Source organism: Gordonia sp. NPDC003504, assembly GCF_053587995.1.
The window spans coordinates 223,208-237,960 of sequence record NZ_JBSFPC010000003.1 but is presented as its reverse complement, the minus strand read 5'-3'; the positions used below and the strand labels follow the sequence as shown (position 1 = coordinate 237,960).

At 68.6% G+C, this 14,753-nt stretch carries 5 protein-coding genes; 2 read left to right on the top strand and 3 right to left on the bottom strand.

What is annotated here, in order from left to right; translation table 11 throughout:
• Nucleotides 1-75: 75 nt before the first annotated feature.
• The 3 genes from ACWDPV_RS08645 to ACWDPV_RS08635 all read right to left on the bottom strand — a co-directional run bounded on the left by ACWDPV_RS08645 (nt 76) and on the right by ACWDPV_RS08635 (nt 7,604).
• Nucleotides 76-3,441: an arabinosyltransferase domain-containing protein gene (locus ACWDPV_RS08645; RefSeq protein WP_449742591.1), complete on the bottom strand. Its 3,366-nt coding sequence runs from the start codon at nt 3,439-3,441 to the stop codon at nt 76-78.
• A complete protein-coding gene (locus ACWDPV_RS08640; protein ID WP_348810243.1) occupies nt 3,434-6,808 on the bottom strand; it encodes an arabinosyltransferase domain-containing protein in 3,375 nt (1,124 codons plus the stop codon). The genes ACWDPV_RS08645 and ACWDPV_RS08640 overlap by 8 nt, the downstream gene beginning before the upstream one ends.
• A 100-nt stretch (nt 6,809-6,908) precedes the next feature.
• Complete coding sequence (locus ACWDPV_RS08635; RefSeq protein WP_449742590.1) at nt 6,909-7,604, bottom strand: hypothetical protein; 696 nt, start codon at nt 7,602-7,604, stop codon at nt 6,909-6,911.
• Between the two features lie 110 nt (nt 7,605-7,714).
• Here ACWDPV_RS08635 and ACWDPV_RS08630 point away from each other — a divergent pair, with 110 nt between their 5' ends.
• Both ACWDPV_RS08630 and ACWDPV_RS08625 read left to right on the top strand, forming a co-directional pair.
• Nucleotides 7,715-11,134, top strand: a complete 3,420-nt coding sequence (locus tag ACWDPV_RS08630) for an arabinosyltransferase domain-containing protein (RefSeq protein ID WP_449742589.1) — start codon at nt 7,715-7,717, stop codon at nt 11,132-11,134.
• A 118-nt stretch (nt 11,135-11,252) separates the two neighbouring features.
• Nucleotides 11,253-14,510, top strand: a complete 3,258-nt coding sequence (locus ACWDPV_RS08625; RefSeq protein ID WP_449742733.1) for an arabinosyltransferase domain-containing protein — start codon at nt 11,253-11,255, stop codon at nt 14,508-14,510.
• The last annotated feature ends 243 nt before the right edge of the window (nt 14,511-14,753 follow it).

Below are 14,753 nucleotides of genomic sequence, written 5' to 3'. Positions count from 1 at the left end.
GAGCGCTGTCATTGCCGGGGAAAGCGCTGTCAGTGTGGGAGAAAGCGCTGTCAACGTCGGGGAGAGCGCTGTCGGTCAGTTGGTGATCGCCCGCATCGGTCCGGGGGTCCAGAGTCCGGTGTGGACGTCCTGCGTCACTTCGAGATTCGCCACCGGAACCTGATCGACAAGCGGGGTCAGCTTCTGCAGACTGCCCCAGTCCTTGGCCCAAGCGTTGCGTAGATAGGACGGCAACACCGTCGGCCGCAGATCGTTCTCGACGATGCCGAGCGGGCCGCCATAGTCACCGGCCATCCAGCGCCGCGAATTCACCCGCTCACCCTCGGCGTCCGGGGTGATCCGCCATTGCGGAACCTCCAGGATGCCGTTGTGCACACCGGCCGGCCGCTGACATGGGAAGGCGAAGGCCACCTCCCAGTCCAGCAGCACCGGATCCTCGCTGCCGACAAGATCATTCAGTGTCGTCATCGGCGTGACGCGCGGCGGGGTGAGCGCCAGCCACTGCGCCGGGTCCGAGCTCGTGTCGGCGGCGACGACGCGAACGACGGACGCGCGTGGCGGTGCGGATGCCAACGGGAATCGCAGGTTTCGCCACTCGGGGGCGGTGTCGATACCCAGCGGCACCATCGAGGCGACGGTCGTCACCCGGCCGTCGGGCTCCACCCGCCCGAACTCCATCGTGAGCTTCTGCCCCGGATGCGTCACCGCGAGCTCGTCCACGTACTGCACCTGCCCGGCCACCGACATCGTGACGAGGGGCTTGTCCTCGCCGCGTGCGGGCAACTGATACCAGTCGGAGGTCAACTGCGCCCGGCCATTCGGCGCCCCGAAGCTTCCAAGGACGGGCACCTGGGACTGGTCCAGGCCGAACGGCAGCTTCACCGACGAACCGTTCACGCCCTGGTTGGCGGTGGTGCCGCCACCGGTGTCCGACGATCCCGCGGTGCCCGACGACAGATCCTGCGACGTGGTCGGTTCGGTCTGCGCCGGGTCCTGTGTGGTCGCATCCGAGCCGTCGGAATCGTCGTAGGTGTCCTCGAGATTCGTGGCCACACCATTGGGTGTGAAGCCGGTCATCCCGGCGCCGGCCAACGCCGCCCCGGGCGACGGATTGTTCTGTCCGGCAACCTGTGCCGGTGCGAGAATCCCCTTGTTCGGGTCGGCCTCGACGAGTACCGCGTCGGCCAATGCGCACGGATCACCCCGCAGCGCGTTGACGTTGGAACTCGCCCATGACCACGAACCTCGCTGTGTCTGAATCGCTTTCGCGAACGAGATCATGTTGAACACGAGCACGATCGCCAACACGATGGCCAGCGAGTACGTCGGCATCCGCCCGAGCCACCCGCGCACACCCTTGCTCGACTCCTCGACCGGCTCGCCGGCCTGGGCGCGACGGTCGTCCCGGTAGTACTGCCACGCACCGAGAATCGTCAACGCCACCGCGACGAGCAGGATCGGAATGTACAGTTCGATACCCGCGACGTTGGGGGTGTCGTCGCCCCAGGGGATTCCGTAACTGCCGACGTACCACCACTGATTGCGGCCGGCGAAGGTGACGGCGAGCACGTAGGTCGCGGCGGCCGCGATGAACGTGCGATTGCATCGGCGTCGGATCACCTGCGGCGAGATCATCGCCGTCGCCGACGCCACCAGCACGCCGGTCATGCAGGCGAACGCGCCCATCTGGTGGGTGGCCTTGGTGGGCGAAAATGCCAGCACCAGAACGGCTCCGGCCAGGATCGCGACCACTCGCCACAGCGGCGCCGTCGCGATGCGCGGCACCCGGCGTTTGCTCAGCAGGGTGAGCACGATGATGATGACCGCGAGGAAGGTCACGAAGATACCGATGCGTCGGGCGATGGAGCCGTCGGTGGTCGGATTCTGCAGGATGTAGTACCGCATCGCCTCGGTCCACCACTTGTTGGTGGGTCCGACGATGCCCTGCACCTTGACGCCCTCGAGGATCGATGCGAGGGGCTGATCGGCGAAGATCTCGTACAGCACCAGCAGACCCGACGCGAGAATCGGCACCAGCACCGGTAGCCAGCCGTCGCGCCGGATGCGGTAGCGCAGGCGTGTGACGATGGGCCGCAACGCCGCAACGAGTGCGAGTGCGGCGATCGCGCCGGCCGGGTGCACGGTGAGCGTGAACGCGGCGACGATGATCGCCAGCGTCAGCGGGAACAGCCGTCCGGTGGCCACCGTGCGTTCGACGAGCAGCCAGGTCGCGAGGATGCCGACCGCCAGGATCGGCTCGACGCGCAATCCGTTGTTGAACGCCAGCCACACCGCCAGGAACCCGAACGCACCCGCCCACCGTGCGGCGGTCGAGGTTCGCACGGCCGCACCGATCCGTCCGAACGCGGCCCGCGACAACAGGAACCACCCGGCAAGGGCGAACAGTAACGGCAGCAGTCGCAACCACGGCGTGGCCGTACTGACCTGCATCCACAGCGCGAGGTACTGGTAGTGCCATCCGAAGGGGTCCTGCGGCACACCGAAATACCGGTAGTAGTTGTCGAGGTATCCGGCGCCGGGCGCGATGCGTCCGACGGTCAGCTGATATCCGTCGTCGGCGGTGTTGCCACCGATGAACAGCCAGATCACCAGGGTGGCAACGACCACCACGTCGGCGAGGGTGATCCGCCACCACCGTCGAGGCAGCCAGCGACGCACCTTGCGGCCATCCTGCGAGTCGAGGATCGCCAACGCGACCAGCGAGGCGATCGTCATGATCACGCCGACGATCGCGGCGATCAGTTTCAGCGCCGTCGGGCTCGACACGAAGCGGGTGTCCACCGTGGAGCTGTACGAGAGGCCTTGGGCGTCAACATCCTTGGGCAGGTCGGTGAAGACGCCGATGATCTGCGGACGCGCATTGGGGTCGCGCAGATCGAAACTCGGCGGTGCCCCACCGTCGGTGGACAGGCCCCGGATCTCGCCGCGGGTGCCATCGGTGTCGGCATGAATGACCACCGTGCAGTCGGGGGTGCTCTGTGCCTGCTCTCGCGGTGCGTTGAGCAGCACCGCATTTCGCTGCGTCACCAGCAGACGATCCGAGGTGGCCCGGACGAACAGGCCCACCTTGCCGGCCTCGACCCCACTCTGCGGGACCGTCGACACCAGGACCCCACCCTCTGCGGGCAGGTCGGCGGCCAGCCGGCACGGCACCGTGATGTCCATGTTCGTCGGCGTGTAGGACACGTTGGGCGCCACCACATTCTCGACACCCTGCTGCGGCCAGTTGAGCACCACCTTGGTGAAGCTCACCGGTAGCAGCGGCATCGCGACGGCCAGCAGAATGCCGATGGCGCCGGCGACGACGGCAACGATCCGAGCGATCCGGATTCTGCGGTCGGACACCCCCGCCCCGGACACCCCGGTCCCGGATGCCCTGGTCTCGGATGCCCCGGTCTCGGTCACCTCGCGGTCAGTCATTCTCTGCCACCACTCTGATCGCACCGTCGCGGGTCCATCCCCATTGTGTCGCCTCGCCGGTTCCGATCCGGGCCGCCGGGGCGTCGGGCACGAGCGGCGTGAGCCGTTGCAGGCTGCCCCAATCGCGGTACCAGTCACCCTCCAGATACGTCGCCAACGTGTCCGGCTTCGTCAACGCATCGGCCGTGGTGAGGGCACCACCACCGATCGCCGATTGCCACGACTTGGATTTGGAGAAGGTCGTCGTGCGATCCGGGGTGATCCGCCACTGCGGGATCTGGCTGACGCCGTTGCTGACGGTGGCCGGCTGCTGGCACGGGAACTGGCTGCCCACCGACAGATCCAGCAGCACCGGGGCGTCGGAGCCGACGAGGTCCTGCAGGGTCGTCAGCTGTGGAGCTCGCGGCGGGGTGAACGCCAGCCACTGATCGTTCGCCAGGTTGTCGTCGACGGCGACGATCCGCATCGCGGTGGCCTGCGCGGGCACCGCGGACATCGGGATGCGCAGATTCCGCCACGGCCGATTCGGGCGGTCGGGCCCGGGATCGATCGGCACGTACGACGCGCCGATGCGCCGGAAGTCGTTGCCCGACACCGTGCCGAACTCGACGGTCAATGACCGGCCAGGGGTGATCACGCCGTCCTGGTCGACCGAGAACACCGGTCCGGCGGCGGTGATGACGATCAGCGGTGAGGAATCGCGGGCCGGCAGACGGTAGGGCAGCGAGGTCAATTCGGCGGTGCCGTTGTCGTGGCCGTAACTGCCGAGCACCGGTGTGGTGGCCGGGTCCAGACCGAAGGGCAGCGCCGCCGTGGAGCCGTTGACCCCGGCCGGGCCGACGCCGCCGATCGTGCCGGGCATTCCCCCGGTCACCACGTAGGGTCGCGCGAGATTGCCTGCGGTGTTGATGGTTCCGGCGCCCAGCGTCGTCGACTCCGGGGTGAGGTCGCCGGCGACTCCGTCGGGGGTGAAGCCACTCTGTTCCCCGGCCAGCGCCGCGGAGATGTCGGTGGTGCCGATCGGTTGCAGCGCACCGGCATTCGCGTCCGGCTCGACGAGCACCTTGTCGGCCATGCCACACGGGTTGCCGGTGACGGCCGCGACGTTGGCCCCGAAGGTGGTGTAGGTGTCACTACGGTCGGCGGCGGCCTTGGCGAACAGCACCAACTCGGCCAGCACCACCACCGAGACGATCACCACCATCGGCGCCGAGGCGAGACCGGTCCGCCAACCACCCGCCGACGCGGAATCTGTTCGCACCCGACCCTTTTCGGCGTCGATGTCGATGCGCAGGTGGAACCACACCGCGACCGCCAGGGACAGGACCGTGAGCACCAGGAACACCGACGACAGCGGCCGGCCGGCGAGGACGGGCGCCTTGTCGAACCAGGCGATACCGAAGTCGTAGGCCCAGCCCCAGGCGTTCTGGCCGGCCACCGACACCGCGCACACGAACATCAGGCCGGCGATGTAGATCCACAGATTGCGTGGTGAGCGTCGGGCGATCTGCGCCACCGCCACCGTGGTCACCGCGGCCATCGCCGCCGCGAGTCCGGTGTAGATCCCGAACTGCACGGTCCACTTGGTCGGGGTGAACGACAGCAGCAGCACGGTCAGTCCGACGGCACCGATGAGACGCCACACCGGTGCCGAGTCGACACCGCGGATGTGTTTGCGGCGCAGCATGATCGCCACGGTCACGAAGATCGCCGCGAAGAACAGCAGCACCGGAACGCGACGCACCATGGTGCCGTCGGTGGTGGTCAGGGTGAGGTAGTAGTACCGGAGGAACTCCTGGTACCAGGACAGTGTCGGGCCGACGGTCTCCCGCACGCGCAGCGCCTCGGCGACGGTGGCCAGGCTCTGGTCGCGGAAGACCACCATCACCACGAGCCCGGCCGCCGCGGCGAGCGGCGCGAGCAGCGGCACCAGTCCCGATCCCCACAGCGTGCGGCCACGCCACCGTAGGTGCAGGTCGGCCGAACGCAGGCGCAGGGTGCGCAGCATCGGCCGGGAACCGGCCAGCAGCAGCGCGACCGCAATCACTCCGTGCGGCGCCAGGGCCAACGTCATCCCGGCGGCGAGGGTCGCACCGGCGGCCGGTAGCAGTCGCCGGGTGGCGACTGTCTGCTCGACACCCCACCAGGTGAGCAGCGAACCCAGCACGATGATCGGTTCGGCGCGCAGCCCGCTGCACAGCGGCATCCAGAAGGCCACGAAGACCGCCGCGGCGGTGAACATCGCCCACTGCGACCGGCGGATCGCGCCACCGAGTCGCGGCAGCAGGATGCGGCTGAGGATGAACCAGCTCGCCAGCCCGGCCAGCAGGGCCGGTAACCGCATCCACACGCCGGCGGTCGACACCTGCGACCAGAGCGCGAGGAAGGAGTAGTACCAGTCGAACGGCGCCTCGGGGATGCCGAAGAATCGGTAATAATCGGCCAGGTATCCGGCGTCGACGCTGTTGCGCGCCATCCCGAGGATGTAGCCGTCATCCGACGATCCGGCGCCCAGGAAATGCCAGATCACCAGCACCGCCGTCACGACGATGTCGACGGCCCGCGGCATCAGCAGTCGACGGACGTCGATCCGGCCGATCCGCCGGTGATATCCGCCGATGACGTCGAGGGCCGCGATCGCGACGAAGGACAGCAACGCCGCGAGAACCCCGAGGATCATCACCACGAGTTTCAGCGCCGACGGACTGGTGTCGAAGCGGTTGTCGATGTCGACGCGCACGGCCAGACCGGTGGTCGAGTCGAGATCGGTGAACAGCCCGGCGATTTGTGGCTGGTCGGCGGGTTCGGCGGTGCCCGCCGCGTCCGGACCGCCCACGCCGAGGAATCGGGCGCCGACCCCGTCACGTGCCGACCACACGTGCAGCCGGCGGCAGGTGGTCAGTTGGTCGGCGGTGGCCGCGGCGATCTCCGTGCCGCGGGTCACCACGGTGACCCCGGTGCGGGTGGCGGTGATGACCAGGGCGCTGTCGCGGGCGCGCTGGGCGTCGGCGGGCATGGTCGTCAGGACGGTGCGGCCACTCGTGTCCGCTGCGCGCACGGCGTCGGAGAGGAGTCCGCAGTCGGCGCTGACGTCGAGCCTGGCGGCGGTCTGCGCGGCCAGCGGCGCGGTGACCCCGGGTGTCGCCTGCTGCGACTGACCCTGCGGCCACGTGATGGTGGCCGTGTGGGCGGTGACCGGCAGGAACGGGGTCAGGATGGCCGCGATGACGGCGACGCACCCGGCGACGGCGCTGAGCAGGGCCCAGAACCTCGGATCGGAGTGGATCCGGCGGCCGCCGATGTGGAGTGCACGAGTATCGCCACGCCGATCGGGCGTGACGGACGTCGGCGTCTGGGGCTCACTCATCTCAGTCGGACACAGTAGTGGACGATCCTGGGTGGTCGTCTCGGTGCATCGGATTGCGGCATCGGATCATGCCGGGGAATCCGACAGGCCGGACTCCGCGTCAGCGCTGTGCAGACGAATACCTGAGCAGTTCCAGGGCCGTGTTCTTGATCATGATCTCGGCCTGCACCCGCATCCTCGCCTCGACGGGTTCACCGTTGCGCGCGGCCACCTCGACGGCGGCGGCAGCCGACTGGACGCATCGTGAACACCAGTCGCGGGCGATCACGTCGCCGGCGGGCAGGGGTTTGCCGAACGGATAGAGCACCCGCGGGCCGATCTCGACGTCGGCGGGACCGGTCTCGATCGCCGGGTTCACCGACTGACAGGCGAAGGGACTCCCCCAGTGTTTGACGAGGCCGACGACACCCTTGGATTCGACGACGTCGAGTGCCGGGACCTCCACGCAGTACACCGCCGGCACCCCGTGGACGTCGGGCGCGATGAAGTGCAGTCGTGGCGCGCGCTGCCCGCAGCGCTCACAGACCCACGGGTCGTCGGAGTCGAACACCCGCGCGGCGAGCTCCTCGGCCGCGGTCAGTTTCTCCTGATCGGGCTCGTCCGGATGCCCGTCGGTGGTGCCGGGCCGTTTGAGGAAGGTGTCGCGGCTCTGAACGCGGCCGTCCCGGGACCGCAACCAGTCCTGATAGCGCGGCGACCACAACACGCGACGTGTGGCGCTGTGCGCATGCGGCAGGACCACCGCGTAGAACTGCGAGAACAGTTCGGGACCCGACATATCGCCGTCGAAGTGCATGCCGCCCATTATCGTGGCCCGACGGGCTCTGCGGCACCGACCGACACGCATCCGCCCGCAGTACGCGCCCGCTCGGTTCCTCTCAGTTCCGTCACATAGCATCAATCATCGTGCCCGCGACAGCCCCGCCTCCCGCGTCGGGATCACCTCAGCAGGCGTCGGCGGCGGACGCTCGGCGCGGCGTTCCGGTCGGCGTGATCGCCGTCGTCTCCGGTGTGCTCGGGGCACTGCTGTGTCTGCTGACCCCGCTGCTGCCGGTGACGGTGAAACAGTCGTCGTTCGACTGGCCGCAGGCACAACTCGCCGGTGACACCTCACCCGACGTGGTGGCCCCGCTGATCGCGCAGACCCCGCAGTCATTGGACATCTCGATTCCGTGCACCTTGCTGAGCGCGACACCCGCCGACGGCGCGGTCGTCCTGTCGACGATGCCGACCGCCGCGCCGGACAGCAAGAACAAGGCCCTGTACGTGACGGCGAGCCGCGACGCGGTGTCGGTGACCTTCCGCAACACCCAGGCGGCGAGTGCCCCGCGGTCGGCTCTGGGGCGGTGCTCGCACGTCCGGATCACCTCGTCGGCGACGGGCACCGGCGCCCGGTTCGTCGACGCGGCGGGCGCCGAGCCCGAGGGTGTGCGGTCGGCGGGCGATCTCGGTGCCGATGCCCGCCCGCAGGTGGACGGCATGTTCACCGCACTGCCCACCCAGCAGATCAGTGCGGCCGTCGACCAGGGTCTGCGTGCCCACGTCGAGATCGACAGCCGGTTCACGAGTTCGCCGTCGACGATCAAACTCGTCGTGATGATCCTCGCGGTGATCTGCGTGATCATCTCGCTGATCGCGCTGTTCCTGCTCGATCGCGAGCACGGGTATCGACGCCGGATCACCGCCGGACGGTCCTGGTGGACGGTGCTGTGTCCGCGACCCACCGACGTCGTCGTCACCGCGACGCTGATCGTGTGGTTGTTCCTCGGTGCCGGTTCACCCGACGACGGTTACATCCTGACGATGGGGCGGACCGCGGACTCGTTCGGGTACCTGGCGAACTATTACCGCTTCTACGGCATCCCCGAGGCGCCGTTCGACTGGTATTACTCCTTCCTCGCGCACTGGGCGGGCGTGTCGCCGTCGCTGCTCTGGATGCACATCCCGCCGCTGATCGCCGGGCTGGTCTCGTGGTTCGTGCTGTCGCGGGTGTTGCTGCCCCGCCTGGGCCCGGCCGTGGCCGGAAACCTGTCGCGGGTGCGCCGGTGGGAGGGCTGGGCGTGCTGGGCCGCGGCGACGGTGTTCACCGCGTTCTGGCTGCCGTTCTGCAGCGGACTGCGCAGTGAGCCGATCATCGTGGTGGGGTCGCTCCTGACATGGTGGGCGGCGGAGCGGGCGATCGCGACGCGGCGCCTGTTGCCGGCCGCGGCCGCCGCCATCGCCGCCGGTTTCACCCTCGCCTTGGCACCGCACGGCATCATCGGCGTCGCCGTCCTCGTCGTCGCGGCACGGCCGTTGCTGCGGGTGGTGCTCGCCCGTCGCGCCGCCGGAGTTTCCGTGGCCGCCCTCGTCGCGCCGATCGTCGCGGCCGGTCTGTTGATCCTCGTCGTCGTCTTCCGCGATCAGTCGTTGGCCTCGGTCGTCGACGCGGTGCGCATCCGCTATCTCACCGGTCCGGTGATCTCGTGGAATCAGGAGTACCTGCGGTACTACTTCATCGCGGTGGAGACCAAGGACGGCGCCCTCACCCGACGGGTACCGCTGCTGCTCTTGTTGGCCGGACTCATCGTCTGCGTCGCGGTCATGTTGCGGCGTGGGCACATTCGCGGCATCGCACCCGGACCGGTGTGGCGCCTGATCGGCACCATCGGCGTGACCATGCTGCTGTTCGCCTTCACCCCGACCAAGTGGACCATCCAATTCGGGGTGTTCGCGGGTGTCGGCGCGGGGATCGCGGCGTGCGCGACGGTGGCCGTCGCGCAGTCGGCGGCACGCTCCACCCGCAACCTGACCGTCTTCGTGTCCGCATTGTTCTTCGCGCTCGCCGCGGCGATGGCGGGCAAGAATGCCTGGCCGTTCGCCTACGAATTCGGCATCTCCTGGTTCGACCGGGCCCCGGTGGTCGCCGGCGTCGGAGTGTCGACGATCTTCCTGATCCTGGCCGTCGTCGCCGCGATTGTCGCTGTGTGGCAACACCTTCGGCTCGACTACGTGACCAACAAGGGTCTCGCCCACGGCGGCGGTGACAGCCGGTCGGATCAACGTCGCCTGTTCCTCGCGTCGTCGCCGATCGCGGTGATCGCCGCGCTGATGGTGATCTCGGAGGTCCTGGTGTTCGCCAAGGCCGCGGCGGTCCGGTATCCGGCGTTCACCGTGCTCGGGGAGAACCTGAACACGGTGCGCGGCAACAGTTGTGGGCTGGCCGACGACGTGCTCGTCGAACCGGACCCGAACGCGGGCATGCTCGTCCCGGCGGGCGGCGAGTCGGCCTCGGCGGCGCTGGCGGGTGCCGGCAGTGGCGTGACGTCAACGGGATTCAGCCCCGACGGGGTTCCCGACGACCTGTCACCGAAATCCGGCAGTGCCCGACCCGGCCAGATGAATGTGGCGGCGCCGTTTTCGCAACCGTTTGTGATCTCCGGCGGACTGGAGGCCGGCACCACCGGCGGGCGCGGGCCCGAAACCGTCAACGGGTCGACGGTCGCCCTGCCCTATGGCCTCGATCCGGCGACCACGCCCGTCCTGGGCAGTTATGGGTACGTGGGGCAGGCCACCCTCACCACCGGGTGGTATGACCTCCCGGCCCGCACTTCCGCACCGCTGCTGGTGTTCTCGGCGGCCGGATCGGTGGCCAGTGTCGACATGTTCGGGGTGTATCAATTCGGCCAGAAGCTGGTGGTCCAGTTCGGTCGCCCCGGTGCGGGCACCGACGAGCAGGGTGGTTTCGAGCAGATCGGCCCCGACGTCGGACCCCTCGACGCGGGTCCGACCATCATCAACCGCCCATGGCGCAACCTGCGGGTGCCGATGTCGGCGGTCCCGCCGGCCGCGACGGTCATGCGATTGTCGTTGTCGGACAACAATCTCGGCGCCGACCAGTTCCTCGCCATCACACCACCGCGGGCGCCCCGACTGCAGACCCTGCAGCGGGTCGTCGGCACCGCGCCGGCACTCATCGACTTCACCGTCGCATCGCATTTCCCGTGCCAGCAACCGCTACAGGTGACCAACGGTGTGGCACAGGTTCCCCGGTGGCGCATCCTGCCCGACTACGTCGCGGCGAACTCGCAGTCCAAGACGTGGCAGGACGCCGACGACGGTGGGCTGCTCGCGGTGTCGGAGGGCACCACCTCCGCACAGGCGGTGCCCACCTACCTGAAAGACGACTGGCATCGATCCTGGGGTGCACTGGAGAAGCTGACGCCACTGGAACCCGAAGCCGTACCGGCACAGGTGAACACCACCGGCCGCTCGCAATGGGGATGGTCCGGACTGCGCGTGTCCGGGCCGACGACGATCCGGGTGGAGTCCTCCGATGACAACTGATCCCCAGCCGACCGAGCCCCAGACCACCGTGTCCCAGACCACCGAACCCCCGCCAACCCCGTCACCCGGCAATGCTCGTCTGATCAGGATCGGCGCCGTCGTCTTCGGTCTGCTCGGGATGCTGCTGGCCGTCGGAACCCCGCTGTTGCCGGTGAATCAGACGACCGCCGAACTGCGGTGGCCGCAGGGCGACGCGGTGGGCAATGTGAGTGCACCGCTGGTGTCGTTCGTGCCGATCGACATGGACGTCGCCGCGCCGTGTGCACTGGCACGCGCATTACCCGCGAGCGGTGGGGTGCTGCTCTCGACACTGCCCGAGGGCGGGCAGGACGCCGCGGCACGCGCCCTGTTCATCCGCGCCACCGCCGACGCGCTGGTGGTGACCGACCGTGACGTCGTGATCCTTTCGGCTCCCCGGGACACGGCCCAGGACAATCCCGACTGCCGCATCCTCTTTCACGCCGACGGGTCGGGAGTGTCGGCGCGTTTCGCGGCCGGACCGGGCAGCGCGTCGGACGCGCCCGTCCTCACCGGCGACGACGCCCAGTCGAGTTTCACGGTGCCCGACCAGCAGATGCGCCCGCAGATCGTCGGCATCTACACCGACCTGCCTGCCGAGACGCCGCGTGACGGGCTGTCGGTGCACGCCACCATCGACACCCGCTATGTGAGCACACCGACCCCGCTGAAGGTGACGGCGATCGTCCTCGGCATCCTGATGACCCTCGCGTCGCTGGTGATGCTCGGTCTGCTGGACCGTCGGGATGGCCGCAGCCACAAGCGGTTCCTGCCGTCGGGCTGGTGGACGATCCGGCCGCCCGACGTCGCGGTGTTCGTCATCCTGGCCCTCTGGTGGCTGATGGGTGCCAACACCTCCGACGACGGCTACAACTTCATCGTCGGCCGGATCGCCGGCGACGCGGGATACGCCGACAACTACTTCCGCTACTTCGGTGTGCCGCAGGATCCCTTCGGGTGGCACTTCCAGGTCATCTCGGCGATGACCCATGTCAGCCTGGCCGCACCGTGGATGCGGTTGCCCGCCTTGCTGCTCGGGCTCCTGGGGTGGTGGCTCATCTCGCGCGAGGTGATCCCTCGCCTGGGTCGCGCGGTCCGCCACAGCACGCCCGCGGTGTGGTCGGCGGCGTTTGTGTTCCTGGCGATCTGGTTGCCGTACAACAACGGATTGCGCCCGGAGCCGGCCGAGGCGGTCGGCGCCCTGCTCACCTGGTGCTGCGTCGAACGTGCCATCGCCACCCGCCGCCTGCTGCCCTATGCGATCGCCGTGGTCACCGCCGCCTTCACCCTGGCGTTGGCGCCGGGCGGATTGATGGCCGTGGCAGCGCTTCTCGCGGGTGTGCGGCCCATCGTCAAGACCCTGGTGACCCGACGCCGCCGCGACGGTCTGCTGCCGATGTTGGCGCCCATCCTGGCCGCCGGTACCGCGGTGCTGTTCCAGATCTTCGCCGATCAGCCGTTGATGCCGCTACTCGTGGGCAATCAGGTGGCCACCTCCGTCGGTCCGACGCTGGAATGGTGGGAGGAACCGGTGCGGTACTACTACCTGATCCTGCCGACCGCCGACGGCACGCTGTCCCGGCGCTTCGGCATTCTGGTGATGATCCTGTGCCTCATCGTGGTCCTGCTCCGCCTGCTGCGTCGGGTCCATCCCAACGGGGTTGCACGGGCACCGATCTGGCGACTCATCGCGGTCACCCTGGGCACGATGTTCTTCATCGCGTTCACCCCGACCAAGTGGACCCACCATTTCGGGGTCTACGCCGGCATCGCGGGCGGCCTTGCCGCCGCGGCCGGTGCGATGATGGCACCGGCCATCCTGCGATCCCGGCGCAATCGGACCTTCTTCGCCGCGGCCGTCCTCGCGGTCACCGGGATCTCGTTCACCGGCACCAACGGATGGTGGTTCGTCGGAAGTTACGGTATCCCGTGGTGGGATCGTCCGCCGTCGCTGGCCGGAATCCAGTTCGGCACGGTGTTCCTCGTCCTCGCGGTGGCGACCGCACTGGTCGGACTGTGGTTCCACTTCCGCGACGACTACGTCGACGAGGACACCCGTGCGGGCCGGTCCGACCATTGGTATACGAGGCTGACGTTCTCTCCCCTGCCCGTCATCTCGGCGTTCGTGGTCATCTTCATGGTCGTGACCTTCGCGAAGGCCGCCTACGTGCAACGTGACTCGTTCTCCTGGCTCAACTCCAATGTGCGGGCACTGACCGGGAACTCCTGCGGCCTGGCCAATGACGTTCTCGTCGAGGCGGATCCGACGGCGGGTCTGCTGCGGCCCGCGGCCGTCGACGGCACACCCGCGCCGGACGTCTCGGCGGCACTCGCCGGCACACCGTCCGGGCAACCCCCGAGCGGGTTCTCCCCCAACGGGGTTCCCGACCAGCTCAGCGTGGACGCCACCGAGGACTCCGATACGACCACGACGTCGTCGGGCACCAACAGTGCCGCGTCCGGGGCGGGTTCGGATGAGTCCCAAACCTCCGACGAGTCGGCGCAGGGCGGCACCGAGGGCGGTCAGGGGCAGCGGGGAGTCAACGGATCGACGGTGCGGCTTCCGTTCGCTCTGGACCCGGCCGCCACCCCGGTGCTCGGCAGCTACGGATCACCCACCGGCACAGGTCATCTGACCACCGCGTGGTACACCATACCGGCACGTTCGGATACCGCTCCGCTGCTGACCGTCGCGGTCGCCGGGTCCGTCGAGGCCGTCGACGGAATCGGCGTGGTCCATCCGGGACAGACGGTCATCGCACAGTTCGGACGCATCCGGCCCGACGGCACCGTCACCCCACTCGGCACGATGTCGCCGATCGACATCGGGGAGGCGCCGGCCTGGCGTAATCTCCGCTTCCCCCTTGGCGAGTCACCCGCCGGCGCCACCGTCGTCCGTATCGATGTGGTCGACACCGCCGGTGCGCCGGCCGAATGGGTGGCGATCACCCCACCGCGGATCAGCACCCTCGGAACGCTGAACGATGTTGTCGGACGCACCGATCCGGTGTTCATCGACTGGCTGCCCGGGATGGTGTTCCCCTGCCAGCAGCCCATGAAGGTCGTCAACGGCGTTCTGCAGGTACCGAAGTGGCGCATCATGCCCGACGCCGAGGCCACCCGGAAGAACAGTCAGACCTGGATGGCCGGTACCGCCGGCGGGCCACTCGGCATCACCGAGGCGATGCTCACGCCGACCCTGCTGCCGACCTATCTGCGCAACAACTGGGGCCGGGATTGGGGTGGGCTGCAACGGTTCACCGAGATCGACCCGGCACCGCCCGCCGACCTGGAGATCGGTACGGCACGGCGGTCCGGGCTCTACAATCCGGCACCGATGCGATCCAGCGGGTACTGATCGGCCACGGCATCGGACTCCAGGAACCGGATCGTCTCGGTGATCGTCTCCGGCGCGTCATTCTGCGGCAGCCGCTGCAGTTCGTCTTCGACGATCCACGGCCACCGCCACCCGATCCGGCGTCACCGACTTGACCGCGGCGTCGACGACGGTGCCCTTGCTGGTCGCCCTTGTTGTCGAGGAGCAACTGCTTGAGGTTGTTGCTCGACCGCGAGTACATGTCACGGAACTCACCGGTGGAAC